Below are 19950 nucleotides of genomic sequence, written 5' to 3' on the forward strand. Positions count from 1 at the left end.
TGCGGGACCGACCCACCTATCGCAGGAGGGCTCCACCGTGCGGCGGCACGACCACGGTCCCGCCGTCCAGCTCGACCCCCGACGGGGTCTCGAACAGCACCTCCGTCGCGTCCACGTCGAGCGTCACCTCGGTCTCCCCGACGTTGACGACGACGAGCAGGTCGCCGCGCCGCATGGTGAACAGCCGGCCCTCGACGCTGCAGGAGACCTCGTCGAAGGACGGGTCGGTGAGCTGCGGCAGCTCGCGCCGCAGCCGGCCGAGCCGGCGGTAGCAGTCGAGGACGACGGCGTGCCGGCCCGTCGAGCGCTCGTCCCAGTCGAGCCGCGAGCGGTGGAACGTGTCGGGGTCCTGCGGGTCGAGCACGTCGTCGGGGTCCCAGCCCATCTGCTCGAACTCCGCGATCCGCCCCTCGGCGGTGGCCTTCCCGAGCTCGGGCTCGGGGTGGGAGGTGAAGAACGCGAACGGCGTCGACGCGGCCCACTCCTCCCCCATGAACAGCATCGGCGTGAACGGGCCGGCGAGGGTGAGCAGCGCCGCGCAGGCGAGCTGGTCGTCGTCGAGGTGCTCGGCCAGCCGGTCACCGCGGGCGCGGTTGCCGACCTGGTCGTGGTTCTGGTTGGCGACCACGAGCCGCCACGTCGGCATCCGGGCGGTGTCGACCGGGCGCCCGTGGTCGCGGCCACGGAACGAGGAGAACGTGCCGTCGTGGAAGAACCCCTTCTCGCACACCTTGGCCAGCGCCTCGAGCGGCTCGAAGTCGGCGTAGTAGCCGGTCGTCTCCCCGCTGAGCGCGACGTGGACCGCGTGGTGGAAGTCGTCGCTCCACTGCGCGTCGAGGCCGCGACCCCCGCCCTCGCGGGGCGTGACCATGCGCGCGTCGTTGAGGTCGGACTCGGCGATCAGGGTCAGCGGACGGCGCAGGTGGGCGGACAGCGCGGCCGTCTCGATCGCCATCTCCTCCAGCAGGTGGACCTCGGAGGTGTCGCTGAGCGCGTGCACGGCGTCGAGGCGCAGCGCGTCGACGTGGTAGTCCTCGAACCACATCCGCACGTTGTCGAGGACGTAGCGGCGCACCTCCGCCGACCCCTCGCCGTCGAGGTTGACCAGGTCGCCCCAGGTGTTGCGGCCGTCCTTGAGGTACGGCCCGAACAGCGGGAGGTAGTTGCCCGACGGGCCGAGGTGGTTGTGCACGACGTCCTGCACGACGCCGAGGCCCCGGGCGTGGCAGGCGTCGACGAAGCGCCGGTAGGCGTCCGGACCGCCGTAGGGCTCGGCGACGGCGAACCACGCCACGCCGTCGTAGCCCCAGTTGTGGGTGCCGTTGAACGCGTTGACCGGCATCACCTCGACGAGGTCGACGCCGAGGTCGACGAGGTGGTCGAGCCGCTCGATCGCGTGGTCGAGGGTGCCGCCCGGGGTGAAGGTCCCGACGTGGAGCTCGTAGACCACCGAGCCTGCGAGCTGGCGGCCGGTCCACCCGGCGTCCTGCCATTCGTACGTCGTGCGGTCCCGCCGCGACAGCTCGTGCACGCCGCCCGGCTGCCGCCGCGAGCGCGGGTCCGGCCGCGGATCCGGGTCGTCGTCGAGGAGGTAGCCGTAGTCGACGTAGTCGTGATCGGCAGCGGCCGGGAGCGGCTCGGCGGGGCTCCACCAGTCGTCGTCCCCGCGCTGCATCTCGATGACCGTGCCGCCGGCGTTGTCGCCGCAGAGCAGCCGCACCCGCTGCGGGCGCGGCGCCCAGACGTCGAAGGGTCCGCGCGTCACGAGTCCCTCCTCACGAGCAGGGCGACCGGGTGGGCGGCGAGCAGGTCGGCGAGCCGGCCGTCGGTGTCGAGGCCGGTGAGCAGGTCGTGCCACCGGCCCTCGGGGAGGTCGAGGGTGGTGTCGCCCCAGCCGCCGGCGGCGGCGAGGCCGACCGGGAGCCGGGTCGCGACGGCGATCGCGCCGCCGCGGTCGAACGCCACGACGTGCCCGGCCCTGTCGCCGGTGGCCTCGACGGGCGCGTAGCCGGTGAACAGCTCCGGCCGCTCGCGGCGCAGGGTCAGCGCCGTGCAGGTGACGTGGAGCTTGGTGGCCGCGTCGTCCTCGTCCGTGCCGGCGAGCACCGCGGCCCGGTGGTCGAAGTCGACCGGGCGCCGGTTGTCGGGGTCGACGAGCGAGGTCTCCCACAGCTCGCTGCCCTGGTAGACGTCGGGCACGCCCGGCATGGTGATCGCGACCAGCTTGGCCGCGAGCGAGTTGGCCTGGGCCGGGGCGTCGATCCGTGCGGCGAGGTCGGTCAGCACCGCGCGCACCTCGTCGGAGTCGAAGACGGCGTCGACCGCGGCGTGCACAGCCGACTCGTACGCCTCGTCCGGCTCGGTCCAGGTGGTGCGGTCGCCGGCCTCGCGCATCGCCTTCTCGGCGTAGCCGTGCAGCCGCTCGCGCAGGTCGTCCGCGTGGTCGGGGGTCCATGCGCCGAGGACGGCCTGCCACAGCAGCGACCCGAAGCCGGGATCGGGGACCGGCGCGAGCCGCAGCAGCTCCTCGAGCGCCCGCTCCCAGTGGCCGGGCTCCTCGGCGAGCACGGTGATCCGGGCGCGGACGTCCTCGCCGCGCTTGGTGTCGTGGGTGGAGAGCGTGACCATCGCGTCGGGCCAGTCGCGCTGGCGGTCGGCCATCGCGACGTGGAAGGCGTCGACGTCGACCGCGAAGACCGACGGGTCGGCGCCGACCTCGTTGAGCGAGGTGAGCCGCGACCAGCGGTAGAAGGAGCAGTCCTCGACGCCCTTGGCCATCACCATGCCGGAGGTCTGCTGGAAGCGCCGCGCGGGCTGGCCCCACTCGTCGTGCAGCACCGGCTCGAGCACGGCGAGGGTGTCCGAGAGGTCGGGTCGCTGCTCGCGGGCGAGGGCGAACGCCTCCTCGAGGTGGGCGCGGCCCTCGGGGAGGTAGGAGCGGTAGACCGGGAAGCAGGCGAGCAGCTCGGCGACCGCGTCGGCGACGGCGTCCTCGTCGGGGGCGTCGTCGCCGAGGTGGGTGGTGACCTCGCGGGTGATCCGCAGGACCTCGGAGTGCAGGATGCCGTCGGCGACGGCGCGCTTGTTGTCGTGCACCATCTGCGCCCAGTCGACCGGGGCACCGCGGAGCCGGTCCTCGAGCGCGGTCAGCGGCGCCTCCCCGGCCGGGTCAGTGAGCACCCGGTCGATGAGCGCGAGGGCGTCGTAGCCGGTGGTGCCGGCGGTCGCCCACTCGGCCGGCAGGCGCTCGCCGGGCTCGAGGATCTTCTCGACCAGGACGTACGCCCCGCCGGTGAGCGCGGCGAGGTCGTCGAGGTAGCGCTTCGGGTCGCGCAGGCCGTCGGGGTGGTCGACCCGCAGGCCGTCGACGAGGCCCTCGTCGAACCAGCGCTTCACCTCGACGTGGGTCTGGGCGAAGACCTCGGGGTCCTCGACCCGCACCGCGGCGAGGGTGTTGACCGCGAAGAAGCGGCGGTAGTTGAGGTCGTCGTCGGCGGCGCGCCAGCTGACCAGCTCGTAGTGCTGCTCCTCGAGGGTGCTCGTGCCGGGCGCGAGCGGGAAGCGCTGGTCGTGGTAGCGGACCTCGCCCTTGTCGGTCCCGGGCCGCACGACCCGGATCGCGTCCTCGTCGTCGTCGCCGATGACGGGGATCAGGATCCGGCCGTCGCCGGCCGCCCAGTCGACGTCGAACGCGCTGGCGTGCTCGGAGGCGCGGCCGAGCCGCAGCACGTCCCACCACCACGGGTCCTCGCTCGGGGTGGCGACGCCGACGTGGTTGGGGACGATGTCGACGAGGACGCCCATCCCCAGGCGCCGCGCCTCGGCGGAGAGCGCCGCGAGGCCCTCCTCTCCCCCGCGCTCGGGGTCGACGTGGTCGAAGGCGACGACGTCGTAGCCGTGGGTGCTGCCCGGCTCGGAGGCCAGCAGCGGCGAGAGGTAGACCCAGTCGACGCCGAGGTCGTGGAGGTAGGGCAGGACCCGCGCGGCGTCGTGCAGCGTGAAGTCGGGGCTGACCTGGAGGCGGTAGGTGCTGTGCGGCGTACGACGTCCGGGTGCGGTCACGGCGCCTCGGTTCCCGTCGGGGAGCTCAACGATGCGGACACCGACTTGTCGGTCTCCTCCGTGACGGTCTCGACGTGCTCGCGCAGCACCAGCGTGGACCGCTCGCCCAGCGGCAGCGTGGAGCCGGCCGGGCAGGTGCCGCGGTCGTCGGCGACGCCGCCGGTGTCGATGAGGACGTCCCACGCCTCGGCGTACGCGGCCGGCGGGAGGGTCACCTCGCGGTCGCCGTCGGCGTTGAAGAAGAGCAGGAAGTGGTCGTCGGTGATCGGCTTGCCGCGGGAGTCGCGGGTGTTGATCGCGTCGCCGTTGAGGTACATCCCGAGCGACTTCTGGCCGCTGTCCCAGTCGCCCTCCTCCATCGGCCGGCCGTCGGGGTGCAGCCAGACGATGTCGTCGAGGCCGTTCTCGTCGGCCTGGCCGGTGAAGAACTGCCGCCGCCGGAAGGTGCGGTGCTCGCGGCGCAGCCGGGACACGGCTGCGGTGAACTCGATGAGCCCCTGGTCGGCCTGGTCCCAGTGCACCCAGGTCAGCTCGTTGTCCTGGGCGTAGCCGTTGTTGTTGCCGTCCTGGGTGCGGCCGAGCTCGTCGCCGTGCAGCAGCATCGGGACGCCCTGGCTGAGCAGGAGGGTGGTGATGAAGTTGCGCTGCTCGCGCGAGCGCAGCGCGTTGACGTGCTCGTCGTCGGTCGGGCCCTCCACGCCGTGGTTCCACGAGCGGTTGTGGCCCTCGCCGTCGTTGTTGTCCTCGCCGTTGGCCTCGTTGTGCTTCTCGTTGTAGGACACGAGGTCGCGCAGGGTGAAGCCGTCGTGCGCGGTGACGAAGTTGATGCTGGCGAACGGGCGGCGACCGGAGTTCTCGTAGAGGTCGGACGACCCGGCGACGCGGGAGGCGAACTCGCCGAGCGCCGGCTCGCCGCGCCAGAAGTCGCGGACGGTGTCGCGGTACGCGCCGTTCCACTCCGTCCACTGGGGCGGGAAGCCGCCGACCTGGTAGCCGCCGGGGCCGATGTCCCAGGGCTCGGCGATCAGCTTGACCTGGCTGACCACCGGGTCCTGCTGGACGAGCTCGAAGAAGGTGGACAGCTTGTCGACGTCGTAGAACTCGCGGGCGAGCGTGGAGGCGAGGTCGAAGCGGAAGCCGTCGACGTGCATCTCCGTCACCCAGTAGCGCAGCGAGTCCATGATCAGCTGCAGCGAGTGCGGGTGGCGGACGTTGAGGGAGTTCCCGGTGCCGGTGTAGTCCATGTAGTACTGCAGGTCGTCCTCGACGAGGCGGTAGTACGCGACGTTGTCGATGCCCTTCATCGACAGCGTCGGGCCGAGGTGGTTGCCCTCGGCGGTGTGGTTGTAGACCACGTCGAGGATGACCTCGATGCCCGCGGCGTGGAGCGCCTTGACCATCGCCTTGAACTCCTGGACCTGCTGGCCCAGGCCGGTCGTGGCGGCGTAGGACTCCTGCGGGGCGAAGAAGCCGATGGTGTTGTAGCCCCAGTAGTTGCGCAGGCCCTTCTGCACCAGCGCGTCGTCCTGGACGAACTGGTGGACCGGCATCAGCTCGATCGCGGTCACCCCGAGCTTGGTGAGGTGCTCGACGACGGCCGGGTGGGCGATGCCGGCGTAGGTGCCGCGCAGGTTCTCCGGGACGTCGGGGTGGAGCTGGGTGAGGCCCTTGACGTGCGCCTCGTAGACGAGGGTCTCGTGGTAGGGCGTGCGCGGTCGGCTCTCGCCCTCCCAGTCGAAGAACGGGTTGATGACGACGCCGAGCATCACGTGCGGCAGCGAGTCGTCGTCGTTGGTGGCCTCGGGGTCGTCGAAGTCGTAGGAGAAGACCGAGCGGTCCCACTCGTACTCGCCGACCGTGGCCTTCGCGTAGGGGTCGAGCAGCAGCTTGGCGGGGTTGCAGCGCAGTCCCTTCTCGGGGTCCCACGGGCCGTGCACGCGGAAGCCGTAGCGCTGGCCGGGCTGCACGCCCGGGAGGTAGGCGTGCCACACGAACGCGTCGACCTCGGTGAGCTCGACGCGGGTCTCGGTGCGGGTGCCGTCCTTGCCCTCGTCGATCAGGCACAGCTCGACGCGCTCGGCGACCTCGCTGAAGAGGGCGAAGTTGGTGCCGCTGCCGTCGTAGGTCGCGCCCAGGGGGTAGGCCGAACCCGGCCAGGTCTCCGTCATGGCCTCGACGCTACTGGCATTTCCGGCCCTCCGGCTGGGACGACCATCCACCGGGGTGGGGCCCGGTGACGACCGTCACCAGCGCTCGGCCGCGCACCATGAAGGCAGTTCGGGGCGCCGTGGCCGGGGGCTGAGCGTGGACCAGCCGCGCGGGAGCGCGAACTGCCTGCATGGTGCGCTCAGGGCTGGACGGTGACCGCCGCGGTGCTGCTGGTCCCGACCGTGGGCCGGCTCGGCGAGCCGGGGATGGTGAGCGGCAGGTCGAGCGGGGCGACCAGGCGCACGGTGACCGACCGCGAGGTGCGGTCGACGCTGACGGCGACGTCGATGCCGGGGAACTTCTCGCCGGCGCCGGCGCGGGCGAGGTAGTCGCGGACCGCGGCCTCGACCGCGGCCTCCTGCTGCAGCAGCCGCTCGCCGTCGAGGCCCTGCTCGTAGATCCCGGTCGACCCGAGGTCGGCGCCCTGCAGCGCGGCGCCGTCGGCGAGCGTGTCGAGGCCCTGTCGCTGGAGGTACGCGGCGGAGGCGTCGATGACCGCCACGATCGCCATCAGCACGATGCTGGCGAACCCGATGATCAGCAGGGTCGCCTGCCCGGCCTCGTCGCGACGCCTCACCGGCCCTCCTCGCCGTCATCGTCGTCGTCGCCCTCGTCCGCGCTCTCCACGTACTGCCCGATCGGCACCGTGTGGCTGGCGTCGAGCGAGAAGGACGCGGCCTGGCGGCCGAGGATCTCCGGCGAGAACGGGAGGTCGACGCCGGAGTCAACGCGCACGGTGATCACGGCCGTGCCGACGTGGCAGTTGTCCCCCGGCGCCTGGCAGGAGAACTCGACCTCCGCCTGCTGGCCCTCGACCCCCTGGTCGGCCAGCACCTGGGCGACGGCCGCCCGGGCCCGGGCCTCCCCCGTCGCGTCGTCGGGGGCCAGCGCGTAGGCCCGCCCGGCCGCGCGGGCGGCGGCGCTCGTCGCGAAGGCGCCGCGCTGCACCTCGAAGACCGACACCACGATCCAGATCAGCGGCACGAGCAGGATGATCGACAGCCAGGTCAGCTCGACCAGCGCCGAGCCCCGGTCGTCGCGCCGGCGGGGCCGCCTCACGGTCCCGCCTGCTCGGCGACGGCGTGGCCCGCGACCCGGACGTGGACGCTGGCGCCGCCGATCCCGAGGATCGTCACGTCGGCCTCGACGACCGCCTCGTAGCCCGGGGCGCCGCCGACGCGGGCCGGGCGGACGACGACGTCGCGCACGAACTTCTCCGACAGCGCACCGTCGACGAGCTCCTCGACCTTCGCGCGCCCGGCGTCGGCCGAGCTGCCGGCGACCGCCGCGTGGCGGGCGCCCTCCCCCGCGGCCGCGGCGAGCGTGTTGCGGACGTGGAGCACGAGGGCGAGCTGGAGGATGCCGACCACCAGCGGCAGCAGGACCAGCACGACCCAGACGAAGTCGACGACGGCTGCCCCGCGCTCCCGGTCGGCGCCGGAGCGGGACACGGCCTAGCCGCGGACCATCGAGAAGGCGTTGTCGAGCAGGGCGAGCAGCTGGTCCCTGACGACGGGCGTGAGGGCCGCGACGACGATCGCCGTCATCAGCGTGACCATCACCCAGCCGGGCACGTCGCCGCGGTCGTCGCGACGGCGTGCGGTCGTGGTCGTCTGGAGGTGCATGGGAGGTCCTTTCGTGGCGTGGATCTGCGGTCGGTCAGGGCGTGGTGAGCTGGAGGCCCAGCACGCCGGGGTAGAAGGCGAAGAGGATCGTCACGGGCAGCACGAAGAACACGACGGGCGCCATCATCGCGATCTCCTTGCGCGCGGCGGTCTCGATGAGGAGGCGTCGACCGGCCTCGCGGACGTCGGCGGCCTGGGCGTGCAGGACGTCCGACAGCGGCGTGCCGCGCTCCATGGCGACCGTGATCCCGGTGGCGAAGCGGGCGACGATCGGCAGGCCGGTGGTGCGGGCGAGCGACTCGAACGCGACACCGACGGTCTCGCCGGTGCGGATCCGGCCCAGGACCGCCGCGAGGTCTTGCGAGAGCGCACCGCTGCTGCGGCGCACCACGCGGTCGAGCGCGGCGACCGGGCTCTCGCCCGCCGCCACCGACAGGGCGAGCAGCTCGGCGATCGTGGGGAACTCGGCCAGGATCTGGCGCTCGCGCTCCTTGACCTGCGTGCTGAGCCGGTTGTCGCGCATGAAGACGCCCATCGCGAAGCCGAGGACGCAGAGCACCAGCGCCGACCCGGGGCTCCCGACGCCGCCGAGCGCGCGCACCAGGCACAGTGCGGCGGCGGCCCCGAAGCCGACCAGGCCCCACACCACCTGCTCGATGCGGAACTCGTGGACGGTGCGGTCGAGGCCGGCGCGCTCGAGGCGACGGCGCACCGAGCCGGAGCCGCCGAGCACCCGCTCCACGACGTCGGCCGCCGAGCGCAGGAGGGGCCCGAAGATGCCGGCGGCCGCGGAGGTCCGCGACCCCGCGGCGACGCGTACGAGCGGGGGCTGGTCGCGCTGGGGAAGGTCACGCAGGTAGGGCAGGACGCGGTGCGCGAGCTGGGGGCGCCGCAGCACCGCGAGCCGCGCGACCACCAGCACCAGCCCGAGCCCGGCGCAGGCGCCGAGCACACCGCCCCAGACCGCGGTGCTCACGACAGGATCCGCTTCTCGACGGGCAGCCGGCCGATGCGCATCATCGCCCAGTAGGCCAGGACGCAGACCCCGAAGCCGACGCCGAGGACGAGCACCCCGCCGGGCGAGGCGTACTGCTGGATCGCGGTCGTCTGGAACGACATCATCAGCAGCACGATCCACGGCGCGGACACCGCGAGCCGCGCGCCGTTGACGGTCCACGCCTGGCGCGACTCGAGCTCCGAGCGGGTGCGGGCGTCGTCGCGCAGGAAGCCGGAGAGGTTGCGCAGCAGCCGGCCGAGGTCGCCGCCACCCACCTCACGGGCGAGGCGCAGGCCCTCCACCACCCGGTCGCCGACCGGGTCGGCGAGCCGGTCCTTGAGCCGGTCGAGGCACTCGCCGAACCGGCCCGTCACCTGGTAGTCGAGGGCGAACTGGGCGAAGTCGGCGCGCAGCGGCTCCGGCCCGTTGGTCGCGAGCGCCGACACCGCGTCGGGCAGCGACAGCCCGGCCCGGACGGCGCTGGCCAGGTTGTCGACCGCCTCGGGCCACACCTCGGCGAAGTCGCGCAGGCGGCGGGCCGCGCGCTGGCGCAGCACCGCGATCGGGACGTAGGCGGCCATCGCACCGAACACCAGCGCGACCGTCGGCGTCCGGGAGACGGCCTGGACGAGGGCGAAGGCCACGCCGCCGAGCACCAGGCACAGTGCCACGACGCTGGTGGGCGTCACGTCCGACAGGCCGGCGCGCCCGAGCAGCCGACCCAGCCGCGTGGATCCCGGCTGCGACGCGCGCGGCTGGCGCGGCAGCGCGAAGGAGGCCCACACCAGCAGCAGGCCGACCCCGACACCGAGCCCGACGAGCGCCCCCATCAGCCGGCACCCGCCGCGGAGAGCACCTCGTGGACGTCGATGCCGACCCGCTCGTAGCGCTCGGTGCGGGCTGGGACTCCCCCGGTGCGGCGCAGCTCGCCGGCGGAGCGGACGAACAGCGGCTCCACCTCGATCACGTCGGCCTCGACCCGCCCGGGCACGGACACGATCTCGTTGACCCGGCGCACGCCGTCGGCCCCGAGGCCGAGGTGCACGACCAGGTCGACCGAGGAGGCCACCGTCGGCACGACGAACCGCGCGGAGATGTTGTCGCCGGCCAGCAGCGGGAGGGTGCACATCTTCACCAGCGCCTCGCGGGCGCTGTTGGCGTGGAGGGTGCACATCCCGGGCAGCCCGGAGTTGAGCGCCAGCAGCAGGTCGAGGCACTCGGCGGCCCGCACCTCGCCGACGAGGATCCGGCTCGGCCGCATCCGCAGCGCCTCCTTCACCAGGTCGCGCAGCACGATCTCGCCCGTCTGCTCGAGCCCGGCCTGCCGGGTCTGCATCGCGACCCAGTCGGGGTGGCTGAAGCGGAGCACAAACAACCAAGAACTGCAGACTAAGCAATGCGGCCCCGCCCGGTGCTGGCACACCGACCAGGGCCTAGGAACCGATGCCCCAAGGAGGCACCGAACCATGGCTACATCTTCTCAGCCGGCGACCGCGCCGGCATCCGTAGAACCTCTGATCTGTCCCGAGTGGTGCACGTTGCCCGCCGGCCACGATCCTGACGAGCCGAACCGGATCCACTACGCCCCGACCGCCGAGAGCGTCCACCTCAGCTACGGCGACGAGCCCTTACACAACGACCTCGACCGCGCCTGGTACGCCGAGATCATTGGCCTCGAGCTCCTGAACGACACCGCGGCTGGCATGGCCGAGGAGCTCCGAGCCGCCGCAGCGGACATCATCGCCGCGGCGGAGTGGCTCGAGGCGCGTTCGTGAAGCGGCGAAGCATGGAGCGGCAGCATCTCGGCGACCAGATCGCGGCGATCCTGCGCGACGCTCCGGCACCGATGTCGCTTCCCGAGTTGGGCCACCTGCTCACCCTCACCTTCACCGAGCCGTGCGCCTCGGGGTACACCGGTTGCTGCGAGAGCGACCTAGGACGCGGCCGCATGACGAGCTTGGGCGTGACGCACTTCGAGTGCCTTGGGAACGGCGTGGACATGTGGACCCGCACCGTCGGCAAGTCGTCAGGAACGCTCCGGGGCGAGCTGGACGCAATGTTCGCATCCGGCCTGGTAACCCGCTCGAGGCCCAGGAGCCTGGTGCTGTGGGAGTGGGCGGGCGAGAGCGTGGACATGTCCGCCTACGAGCACGCGCTGGGCTAGCGACTCCGAGCGCGGCTGAGCTTGCTCTGACCGGTCGGCGAGGGCCTCTCGGGAGCCCTCGCCTGCGTAGTCATAATCGAGACGATCTGCTTGATCTGCTGGTCGGTGAAGCGCCAGTCGGTGCGCGAGAAACGGACGACCGGCCAGCCGTGGCGGCGAGCGCGCCGCTTCAACTCGGACTCGGTCATGTCCCACTGGGCGGCCAGGTCGGAGGCCTTCGTGAGGCGCTCGGGCTGGTCAGCCGTCATTCTCTTCCACACCTGCCATTCATTCAGCGCCCTTACCGTGGTTCGGGAACCGTTGGCTCCGGCGGGTGCGGGTCCTCGGGCATGAGCGTCGCGGCTTCGGCGATGACAGCCCTCACGTCGTCCCAGTCCGCCTTGACATCCGCAGAATCAGGACGCACCCGAACTGACGCATGGCAGGCCCCCAACTCGTCGTCTTGGTCATCAGGCGTGACGAGCACGCCAGCTTGGCCCGTCTCGCGGGCCGCACCCACAGGGAATTCGATGCCGTTGTACCTACTCCAGTCGTACACCGTGGCACGGGTCCGAGCCGTTAGGTGAAGCAGGCCGTCCATCTGCGTGGACATCCCATCAGGGTCGAGCCGGAGCGCTGCCTTCATCACCACCAATCGGCCGGTGATGACATCCGGGACCCTGAACTGCGGCTTCCGAGGGACGCGTCGCAACAGGATTTCGTCGGGTGGGATGTCTGGGTCATCCCACCCGGAAGCGGTCGAACTCACCGCGCGTGGGCGTTTGCCTGCGGAAAGAGTGCAGTCCAGCGGGGATTGTGCTGCTCGGCGATCTCGGTGAGGTCGCTGAGCAACGTACGAAGCCCAGGGATCGAACTCGAGGTAGTGACACGACGCCCCCGCCTGCGAAGCACCCAGTACGCACGCGAGTCAGTAGTGATCAGCTCGAGTCCATGATCCATGATCCGCCACTCGGCGATAACGTCCCCATCCTCATCAACTGACATCGTCGGATAGAGGGTATTGGGCCGGAGAAGTGAACGAAGCAGGTCGACCATTCGGGCTTCTGCGTTCGGGTTGGCAGTCTCGAGACCATCAGCCGCGTGGTGCTCGGCGATCTGCTCGAGTTGCCACTTCGCGTACTCGAAGCCGACCGATCGAAGATGCACGGAGGCAGAACTTTCAAGCCACCAGTGTTTCCGAGCGGCTCGCCTTCGGTAAATCGTAGTCGCGCCGTCGGCGGACGGGGGGCAGAGGGGGTGCGGCCTCCGGTTCATCTTGGGAAAGCGAACTACCGCGGGCTGTGCCCAAGGATCACGGACCTTGCGACCAGGCGCATAGTCGAGGGCTTGTACGGTCACTTCTGAATCCCCCAAACGGTCTGCATCTCTGAACTGGTGAACGTCAAGAACGTCCGGATTAATGCCGCATGCGCTAGGTCCACCCCAGCGAGTTCGAGCACTTCCCCTTGATCATCCGCTTCAGACGGGAGTTTGTTGGCCGCGTAGCGTGACCTAATCGTCATTGTCGCTCCGTCAGCCTCGTCCACGTCAAGGTCCACGGAGACGTGAGACGCAGGCAGTTCCGGATCGTCCAGGTGAAAGAAGACGCTTCCGTAATGCGCCATCGACAAGTCGGCGCCCCCCGGGTTCCCCTTCCAGCCTGAAGCCACTCCGACCAGAAGGTCCGCCATTGGCATTTTCGGCAACGGGTTGGTGTACCGGCACTCACTAGCGGTCAGAACCACGTCTCGGCCCACTTCAGCCTGAACGACTGTCTTGAACTCCTGGAATCGCTGCGCCATGTCGGCGCGAAGTTCGTCGAAACCCGGGTAACTACTGGCCCCTTCGGTGAAGTGCCACGAGCGCACGAAGCGGTCATTCTGGATTGCTACCGCGTCGGACTCGTCGTCAGTTCCGAAAATCATGTACGGGAACTGCCAGGTGAGCTCGTCGTCGTCGTCATCACTTACACCGGCGAGCGGGTGCGGACGGAGCGGGGGCAGGTTCCCTGTGGTGGGATAGCGATCCCTCCACATCTCACGAAGTCGTGAGAGGTGAATTGGCTGAAGCGTCTCGATTGCCTCAAAGTAGACCGTCAGCATGACAGCCGCCACGGGCGGGTTGCTGAACTTCACATCCGTGCCCACGACGCGAACGTTAGCCGATGGCGACTAACCCTCGCTGCGGAACCACCCCGCGAACGCGATCCGGGCGTGTCAGCACGGTGAGACCAGGTGTTGTCCGGGGCTGGCGCCGGAGGAGCACCCAAACCAGCAACTCCCACGGCGACGGCGGCCTAGCGTCGACCCTTTGGGACCTCGCCCCAGCCCTTGGACTGGGCCCGGGGCGGCACCTCGATGGACATCGCGACGTCGATCTCGGGGCCGTAGCCCTTCTCGGGCGGGTCGTGGTCGACGACCAGCCGCTCGGTCGCCATCAGGCCGTCCCGGTGTCGTGCTCGGTCTCCTTCGCCCACGCGGGCAGGAGCTCGCCGGGCTTGAAGACGACCTCGAGTTCGTTCTCCGGGTTGACCGCGTTGACGAACCCGCGGGCGTACCGGGCCGGCCGCAGGTCGCTCGCCCCCTTCTCCTGCGCCTCGAGGTCCCGCTCCGCGGCGGTCTTGCGGCGGGCCATCAGAGGGCACCCTGCAGAGCGCGGTAGACCGCGAACGCCCGCGGCCTCGCGACTGCGACGTCGCCGCGCCAGTGGGCCACGATGCCGATCTGGCCGTTCTCGGCGTACCGCTCGGTGAGGGTCTGGATCGTCAGGCCGAGGCGCTGCCCGATCAGCAGCTGCGACCAGTCGCCCGCGAACACGTCGGTCGCCCGGCTGGTCATCGTGCCCTGCGTGTAGGACGGCACCTGGTTGGAGATGTAGCGCGGCATGTCCTTGACGTCCTGCGGCGCCTGCAGCGGCTGACCGGTCGTGTCGTACGCCTTCGCGTACTGCAGCCCCAGCTTGGCGTTGTAGATCAGCGCCGACGGCTCCTCGTTGTAGGCCCGCGGCGTGTAGATCAGGTCCAGCAGCTCGTTGTAGAACGTCGTCGACGTCTGCGCCGTGCCGTTGGTGGCACCGCCGAGGACCGAGGACGATGCCGAGGCGTTGAGCGTGCCCAGGACACCTCGGGGGTTCGGCGGGGTCGGCAGGTTGACCGAGCCGGCGCCCGTCGTGATCGAGCCGTAGAGCGACACCAGGTCCAGCAGCTGGGCGAACGAAGCCGCGATCGCGTCCGCCACGATCTCGTCGACGTTGTCGGCGTCCTGGAACCACTCGAGCGAGCCCACGGTGAGCGCGCTCATGGTCTGCGCGGTCAGCGTGATGTTGTCGAAGGTCGGGTCGGAGGCGGCGATCGCCGAGCCCTCCGTGCGGAAGGCCGCCGTCGGGTCGCCGGTGAGTCGGCCGATCTGCACCGTCTTGGCGTCCATCGGCACGATCTCCGCGCCGGCCTGCAGGACCGCGGCCTTGTTGCGCGCTCGGTCGATCAGGTCGCCGGCCCACACGGTCGGCACAATCGCCGATCCGGACGTGGTCGACATGGCGCGCACGAGCTGGCCGAGCGAGCCGTGCTGCGCGAGCACGGGCGCCTCGCGCTGGGCGTTCCGGTCGGCGACCTCGCGGACGATCTCCTGGTCGGCGAACCGCTGGCCGCGCGCGACCGTGGCGGGCTTCTCGTCGACGGTGCGGACCCAGCGGGGCCCGGCGTCGGTCCGGCGCGCGTGGTCGCCGGTCCCGGCGTAAGTGCGCTCGACGGAGCCCGGCGCCGGGGCGCCCGGGTGGACCTCGCGGGCGAGCGCGTCGGCGCGCTCGTCCGCACGCTGCTCGGTCTCGAGCTCGCCGAGCACCCGCTCGGTCTCGGCCTTCAGGAACTCCTGCCGGCGGATCTCCGACTGGATCGAGATCGCTTCGGGGTCGGCGGTGAGCGACGTGCGGTCGCGCTGGCACGCGGCACGCCGCTCGGCGAGCTGGCCGCGCAGGCTGTCGAGGTTGCCCTCGTGCTTCCGCAGGAGGTCGTTGGTCTGGTTGATCAGGTCCTTCAGGGTCATGGCGTCGCTCCTCAGCGATCACGGCGCGACGGCGGGATGCGTCAGCGCACGAAGGGTCATCGGCTGTGCGGGAATCGGCGAGCCCACGAAGGGTGGGGGCCGTGCAATCCGCTGCGAGCCGGCGAGCCCAGTGGAGGGGACCGATCCGCGCCGCTCGGTGCTCAGGACGTGAGTCGCGAGGCCGTGGCCGCTTGCGTCCATCGTAGGACAGCCGGGACCTGAAACGGGGTCGATGTTGGCCGCTGCTCCTCGCGAGTCGGACCGGAGAGAGAAGCCGTGACTGCAGGGGTCATCGGTGGCTCCCGCTCCTAGAGATCCGGCTCTCATCGGCGTCGGCTCCGGGCTCGAGCCTTGTGCGTGGGCCAGCCGGCAGACCTCGGCGTCGGAGCCCCCGGCACTCGCAGCTCGCTCGCGAGGGTCGGCTGCTCGCGCGTCGACTCGTACGCGCCGAGGGTGGTGGCGATGAGGCCCGGCGGCGGGAACCACGTAGCTCGGCAGGCGCGGCAGAGCAGGCCGTGGTCGCCCTTGGTGCCGCGGATCTGGATGGTCTTCGGGGCGGCGCAGTCAGAGTTGTGAGTCATGCGGACGGCGAGGCGGAGGAGGTCGGGCGTGGGGTCGGTCATGAGGCGCTCCGGTGGATGGGGTGGGTTTCAGGCAGGGGGCAGCAGTCGCCGGACCAGGGGTGCGGGAGGCGCCCGAGGCGCGCGCTCGCTTCCTCGGTGGCCAGGGACGGCGGAGCGCCAGCGAGAGCCGGCACGTGGCCTTGGTCCTGACCTGTCCCTTCGGGACGGTCAGGTCCGGTACGGAAAGGTCCGGTACGGGTAGGCGTCTCGTAACGCGTCGCGTCACGCGTCCTGTCACGCGTGACATTGCAGCGCTTCGGGTCGCACTCGCTGTGGTCGCCCGACGCGTGCTGGCGCCAGCGGCGCTGGCGGTCTGCGGTGAGCTTGCGTCGCTCGCGCACCTTGGCGGCGTCCTCCTGGTCGGTCCAGTCGACCTGCCAAGAGTCGGCGGTGACAGGCGACCAGATGCCGGCGCCGACGAGCTCGGAGACGTCCGCCTCGAGGTCCGGCGAGTCGGAGATCCGGGGCAGCTCCGTGCGGGTGATGACGCCGTTGCTCAACGTGCGGTTGCAGCGCAGCATCGCTTCGATGTTCAACAGTCGCGCAGAGCGCGAGACGGAGAGCTCCGGCTGACGGTCGAGCGCGTCGTCAGGGAGCTTCGTCCACGTCACGCTGCCTCCAACCGCGAGGGATGGAAGCGGCCGAACACGGTCAGCGGCTGGCGCCGACGCGACGATCGCACGGTGCAGGCGACACCCGGCTCAGCTCCACACCAGGTGCAGCGCACCATCGGCGGCCGCTCACGGTCGTACGGCGACGGCACAGCAACGTCACGGCAGGCCGGCGAGCACATCGCGTGGTTCTCGACGCCGACCCAGCGGACGACCTCGGGGTCGATGGCGTGGTCAGGCAGCGGAGGGGCCACCACGATCACCACCCGCGGTGGATCGCAGCAGCCGGGCGAGCCGGGCGCGCTGCTCGTCGTTCAGCGGCGGCGCGTCGTCGACAACGCGCTTGATGTGTTCCTCGAGCCGTTCGGCCTTCAGCTGCCTGCGCAGCTCGGTGACGTCAGCTTCGGGGTTTCGGCGCAGTTCGCCGGCGATCTTCGATCTCGTGTGAGTCCAGCCCACGGTGGGCACACTCCCGTCAGGAAGTCCGCTCGCGAGAGCGGATCTACTGACGGAGGCCCGGAGTTACCCCCACATCAACGTGGGCCTTTTCGGGGGCCGGCTCGCGTTCCCAAGCCGGCGGCACTCTGCACGGTAGCGACGCCCGTTCTGCCCAGACTGGGCAGTGACCTAATGCTACTTAGGACTGGTCCGACTTCCAGTGGATCTCAACCGTGTCGGGTGCAAAGTCTCGGCGCCCGGCCTCGGGCTTCAGCAGGGTTACCACCATCAGCGCGTCGATCACCTGTCGCCGCTGCCCGATGTCGAGGCGAGCCCAGGTCTCCGCGACGTCACCAGAGGCGACCAGAGGGCCCAGTGCGTCCGTGTGGACGGCGTTGGCGGCCTCGGCTTCGACCGCCTGGAGCTCGGCGCGCAGGCGCGCGCTCGACTTGCGCACGGCAGGGAGCGTGAGGATGCCCTCCTCGAGCCCCGTTGCGAGATCGTCGAGGCGCTCGCGGATCCCAGCGGCCTTCGCCTGCAGGGCGCGGAGCTCGTCGCCTCCGGACTCGGTCAGGAGATCGGCGGCGTCCGACCGCGATAGACGCTCGATGACGACGGCCTCGACGAAGTCGTCGACGGGCTCGGCCTTGCGGCTGATGCACTTCCCGGCGCGGCAGACGTAGACCCGCTTCCCGTGGCGCGTGTGGCCGGTCGCGACGTCGCTCCCGCACTTCCAGCAGAGGGCCAGACTGGGCAGGAGGTACTTCCGGGCCGTCGAGAGCGTCGTACGCCGCTCAGGGACCGCGAGGATGGCCCTGACGGCCTCGAACGTGTCGGCGTCAACCAGGGCCGGCCACGTCGCGGGGCCGACCACCTCGCCGCGGTACGTCCGCAGGCCTGCGTAGCGGGGGTTCTTCAGCACGCCGCGCACGGTGCTGTGGGACCAGGGGTTGCCTGCGCTGGTAAACGCCTGCGCGTCGTTCCAGCGTCGAGCGACCGACTTCAGCGATGCGCCGTGCATCACGTCGACGTAGGCCTCACGGACGTGCCCAGCCTCGACCTCGTTGACGGTCACGCCGTCGCTGGCATAGCCAAAGGGCCGCCGGCCGCCGGCCGGCCGCCCCTGCTCCGCGGCCTGCTGCTGGGCGCGTTTCTGCCGAGCCCCCTTGCGTTCGACCTCTCCGCGGGCCACCGACGCGAGGATCCGCCCGACCAGACGGCCCGCATCGGTGGACAGGTCGACGTCGCCAGTCACCGTGGCGATGCGCAGGCCGGTGCGCTGCGCCAGATCGATCAGCTCCTCGAGCTCGGTCAGCCGGCGGGTCAGACGGTCGACGTGCCAGGCGACGACGATCTCCGCTCCCCCGGCGTCGACCGCGGCCAGCATCCTGGCGTACTCGGGACGTGGCTTGCGCGACGAGGCCGAGACGTCGTTGTCGGTGAACACCTGGGCCACGTCCCACCCGCGCTCGGCGCAGAGCTTTAGGCAGTCCTCGCGCTGTCGTTCCACCGCCGCGCCAGAGCCGGCCCGGTCGAGGCTCTGCCGGAGGTAGACGAACGCCCTTTGTGGGGTGTTGACAGTCGCAGCCATGTCTGTACTCTAACAATGTTCGGTAGCTCGAAGACCTCCTCGGCGCTGACGACCCGCTCGCCCCCGGGGACGGCGGCCGCGAGGCAGTTGAGCATGGTGGTCTTGCCGGCCTGGGTGCCGCCGGCGACCAGGACGTTCGTCCCGGCGCGGACCGAGGCCTCGAGGAAGCGTGCGGCCTGCGGGGTCAGGCTGCCGAGCGTGACGAGGTCGGAGAGCCGGTGGGCGCGCAGCAGGAACTTGCGGATGTTGACCGCGGTGAAGCCGCGGCTGATGCCCTCGAGCACGACGTGGAGCCGGTGTCCCTCGGGCAGCATCGCGTCGACGAACGGCGTGCTGATGTCGATGCGGCGCCCGCTCGACTTGAGCATCCGCTCGACCAGCTCGGAGACCTGGTCGGCGTCGAGGCGCAGGTTGGTCAGCTCGTGGCGGCCGCGGCGGGCGATGAAGACCCGCTCCGGGGAGTTGATCCACACCTCCTCGACCTCGGGGTCGTCGAGGAACGGCTGGAGCGGCCCGAAGCCCGCCACGCGGGCCAGCAGGTCGGTGACGACCGCGTCGGCGTCGGCGACGGGCGCCACGGCGCCGGTCAGGCTGAGCTGGTCGTGGTCGCGGACGACGTCCTCGGCGATGCGGCGTACGGCGGCTGCCTCGCGCTGGGGGTCGACGCCCTCGCGCCGCACCCGGTCGCGGACCTGGTCGTCGAGGCGGCGCACGAGCGCGTCGTGGCTCGACCGGTCCGCGATCGGACGGTCGGCGGTGGCGCGGTCGACGGCCATGGTGCCCCCAGTTCCCGAGAAGCTGCTCCCGGGACGCTACCCACGCGACGGGCTGGCAAAACAGCCCCTCGGTAAAGGTTGTGGACAACCGTCGACGGCGCTGGCGCCGGTCAGGCCAGGGTCAGGAGCCGGTCTCCAGGCGGAAGCCGACGCCGCGGATCGCGACGACCTTCTCGCCGGCCTCGGCGGCCTCGAGCTTGGAGCGCAGCCGGCCGATCGTGACGTCGAGCGTCTTGGTCGAGCCGTACCAGTTCTGGTCCCACACCTGGTTCATCAGGGTCTCGCGCGGCACCACCTTGTCGTGGTGGGAGGCCAGCACCGCGAGGACGTCGAACTCCTTCGCGGTGAGCGCGATCTCCTTGTCGTTGAGGTGCACCCGGCGCGACGCGGCGTCGATCTTGAGGCCCGAGGAGGTGACGACCGTGGTGGTGTCCTCGGCGGCCGCGGAGGAGCGGCGCAGGAGCGCGCGCACGCGGGCGAGGAGCTCGGCGAGGCCGAACGGCTTGGCGAGGTAGTCGTCGGCGCCGACGTCGAGGCCGACCACGCGGTCGAGCTCGCCGGCGCGGGCGGTGACCATGATGATGCCGCCGTCGTAGCCGCCGGCGCGCATCTGGCGGCACACGTCGAGACCGTCCATGTCCGGCAGGCCCAGGTCGAGGATCACCACGGCCGGGGAGTCGTCGACGACACGGCTCACCGCCTCCGCTCCACCCGAGACGCGAGTCACTTCGTAACCCTCGCGTTCCAGGGTGCGCATCAGGGGGACGGCGATGTCCTCTTCGTCCTCAACGACCAGCACGTCGTGCACCATGACCGCGAGCATATAGAGAGAC

At 71.0% G+C, this 19950-nt stretch carries 26 protein-coding genes; 2 read left to right on the top strand and 24 right to left on the bottom strand.

Annotated features, from left to right (window positions below):
* Positions 1-16: 16 nt before the first annotated feature.
* The 10 genes from treZ to LN652_RS07670 form a co-directional block, all read right to left on the bottom strand.
* Complete coding sequence (treZ, locus tag LN652_RS07625; protein WP_230444068.1) at positions 17-1765, bottom strand: malto-oligosyltrehalose trehalohydrolase; 1749 nt, start codon at positions 1763-1765, stop codon at positions 17-19.
* Complete coding sequence (treY, locus tag LN652_RS07630) at positions 1762-4062, bottom strand: malto-oligosyltrehalose synthase (protein ID WP_230444069.1); 2301 nt, start codon at positions 4060-4062, stop codon at positions 1762-1764. Before treY ends, treZ begins: the two co-directional genes overlap by 4 nt.
* Positions 4059-6230 (bottom strand): glycogen debranching protein GlgX, encoded by a 2172-nt coding sequence (gene glgX / locus LN652_RS07635; protein WP_230444070.1) that lies wholly within the window; start codon positions 6228-6230, stop codon positions 4059-4061. Before glgX ends, treY begins: the two co-directional genes overlap by 4 nt.
* A 179-nt stretch (positions 6231-6409) precedes the next feature.
* Positions 6410-6847 carry a pilus assembly protein TadG-related protein gene (locus tag LN652_RS07640; RefSeq protein WP_230444071.1) on the bottom strand — a complete coding sequence of 146 codons (438 nt, stop codon included), beginning with the start codon at positions 6845-6847 and terminating at the stop codon, positions 6410-6412.
* The gene (locus LN652_RS07645; RefSeq protein ID WP_230444072.1) at positions 6844-7329 is read right to left on the bottom strand and encodes a hypothetical protein; all 486 of its coding nucleotides are present in this window, start codon (positions 7327-7329) and stop codon (positions 6844-6846) included. The genes LN652_RS07640 and LN652_RS07645 overlap by 4 nt, the downstream gene beginning before the upstream one ends.
* Positions 7326-7721, bottom strand: coding sequence for a TadE/TadG family type IV pilus assembly protein (locus tag LN652_RS07650; protein WP_230444073.1), 396 nt, complete (start codon positions 7719-7721; stop codon positions 7326-7328). The genes LN652_RS07645 and LN652_RS07650 overlap by 4 nt, the downstream gene beginning before the upstream one ends.
* A gap of 3 nt (positions 7722-7724) precedes the next feature.
* Complete coding sequence (locus LN652_RS07655) at positions 7725-7895, bottom strand: hypothetical protein (protein ID WP_230444074.1); 171 nt, start codon at positions 7893-7895, stop codon at positions 7725-7727.
* Between the two features lie 34 nt (positions 7896-7929).
* Positions 7930-8871: a type II secretion system F family protein gene (locus tag LN652_RS07660; RefSeq protein ID WP_230444075.1), complete on the bottom strand. Its 942-nt coding sequence runs from the start codon at positions 8869-8871 to the stop codon at positions 7930-7932.
* Positions 8868-9722, bottom strand: a complete 855-nt coding sequence (locus LN652_RS07665; protein WP_230444076.1) for a type II secretion system F family protein — start codon at positions 9720-9722, stop codon at positions 8868-8870. The genes LN652_RS07660 and LN652_RS07665 overlap by 4 nt, the downstream gene beginning before the upstream one ends.
* Positions 9722-10261: an ATPase, T2SS/T4P/T4SS family gene (locus tag LN652_RS07670; protein ID WP_230444706.1), complete on the bottom strand. Its 540-nt coding sequence runs from the start codon at positions 10259-10261 to the stop codon at positions 9722-9724. The genes LN652_RS07665 and LN652_RS07670 overlap by 1 nt, the downstream gene beginning before the upstream one ends.
* Before the next feature lie 169 nt (positions 10262-10430).
* Between LN652_RS07670 and LN652_RS07675 the strand changes: the two genes are divergently transcribed.
* A complete protein-coding gene (locus LN652_RS07675) occupies positions 10431-10667 on the top strand; it encodes a hypothetical protein (protein WP_230444077.1) in 237 nt (78 codons plus the stop codon).
* Between the two features lie 11 nt (positions 10668-10678).
* Positions 10679-11056: a hypothetical protein gene (locus tag LN652_RS07680; protein ID WP_230444078.1), complete on the top strand. Its 378-nt coding sequence runs from the start codon at positions 10679-10681 to the stop codon at positions 11054-11056.
* On the opposite strand, the gene LN652_RS07685 is transcribed toward LN652_RS07680, so the two are convergent.
* From LN652_RS07685 to LN652_RS07745, 14 genes are all read right to left on the bottom strand, one after another.
* Entirely contained in the window at positions 11053-11304 is a 252-nt protein-coding gene (locus LN652_RS07685) for a hypothetical protein (RefSeq protein WP_230444079.1), read from the bottom strand. The genes LN652_RS07680 and LN652_RS07685 overlap by 4 nt on opposite strands.
* Positions 11305-11336: 32 nt before the next feature.
* Positions 11337-11648: a hypothetical protein gene (locus LN652_RS07690; RefSeq protein WP_230444080.1), complete on the bottom strand. Its 312-nt coding sequence runs from the start codon at positions 11646-11648 to the stop codon at positions 11337-11339.
* Positions 11649-11800: 152 nt separating this feature from the next.
* On the bottom strand, positions 11801-12202 hold the full coding sequence (locus LN652_RS07695; protein ID WP_230444081.1) for a hypothetical protein: 402 nt from the start codon (positions 12200-12202) through the stop codon (positions 11801-11803).
* Between the two features lie 188 nt (positions 12203-12390).
* Positions 12391-13182, bottom strand: a complete 792-nt coding sequence (locus LN652_RS07700) for a TIGR04255 family protein (protein ID WP_230444082.1) — start codon at positions 13180-13182, stop codon at positions 12391-12393.
* Between the two features lie 149 nt (positions 13183-13331).
* Positions 13332-13472, bottom strand: a complete 141-nt coding sequence (locus LN652_RS07705; protein ID WP_230444083.1) for a hypothetical protein — start codon at positions 13470-13472, stop codon at positions 13332-13334.
* A complete protein-coding gene (locus tag LN652_RS07710; protein ID WP_230444084.1) occupies positions 13472-13669 on the bottom strand; it encodes a hypothetical protein in 198 nt (65 codons plus the stop codon). The genes LN652_RS07705 and LN652_RS07710 overlap by 1 nt, the downstream gene beginning before the upstream one ends.
* Positions 13669-15078: a phage major capsid protein gene (locus LN652_RS07715; RefSeq protein WP_230444085.1), complete on the bottom strand. Its 1410-nt coding sequence runs from the start codon at positions 15076-15078 to the stop codon at positions 13669-13671. The genes LN652_RS07710 and LN652_RS07715 overlap by 1 nt, the downstream gene beginning before the upstream one ends.
* Before the next feature lie 323 nt (positions 15079-15401).
* The gene (locus tag LN652_RS07720; RefSeq protein WP_230444086.1) at positions 15402-15701 is read right to left on the bottom strand and encodes a hypothetical protein; all 300 of its coding nucleotides are present in this window, start codon (positions 15699-15701) and stop codon (positions 15402-15404) included.
* On the bottom strand, positions 15698-16312 hold the full coding sequence (locus LN652_RS07725; protein WP_230444087.1) for a hypothetical protein: 615 nt from the start codon (positions 16310-16312) through the stop codon (positions 15698-15700). Before LN652_RS07725 ends, LN652_RS07720 begins: the two co-directional genes overlap by 4 nt.
* A complete protein-coding gene (locus LN652_RS22230) occupies positions 16309-16494 on the bottom strand; it encodes a zinc finger domain-containing protein (protein ID WP_456238082.1) in 186 nt (61 codons plus the stop codon). Before LN652_RS22230 ends, LN652_RS07725 begins: the two co-directional genes overlap by 4 nt.
* A 52-nt stretch (positions 16495-16546) precedes the next feature.
* Complete coding sequence (locus tag LN652_RS07730; protein ID WP_230444088.1) at positions 16547-16771, bottom strand: hypothetical protein; 225 nt, start codon at positions 16769-16771, stop codon at positions 16547-16549.
* 178 nt (positions 16772-16949) lie between these two features.
* A complete protein-coding gene (locus LN652_RS07735) occupies positions 16950-18341 on the bottom strand; it encodes a recombinase family protein (protein WP_230444089.1) in 1392 nt (463 codons plus the stop codon).
* On the bottom strand, positions 18233-19117 hold the full coding sequence (locus tag LN652_RS07740; protein WP_230444090.1) for an ATPase, T2SS/T4P/T4SS family: 885 nt from the start codon (positions 19115-19117) through the stop codon (positions 18233-18235). Before LN652_RS07740 ends, LN652_RS07735 begins: the two co-directional genes overlap by 109 nt.
* A 121-nt stretch (positions 19118-19238) precedes the next feature.
* Positions 19239-19940, bottom strand: coding sequence for a response regulator transcription factor (locus LN652_RS07745; protein WP_230444091.1), 702 nt, complete (start codon positions 19938-19940; stop codon positions 19239-19241).
* Between the last annotated feature and the right edge of the window lie 10 nt (positions 19941-19950).

The sequence above is a fragment of the Nocardioides okcheonensis genome (assembly GCF_020991065.1).
Taxonomy (GTDB): Bacteria; Actinomycetota; Actinomycetes; order Propionibacteriales; family Nocardioidaceae; genus Nocardioides; species Nocardioides okcheonensis.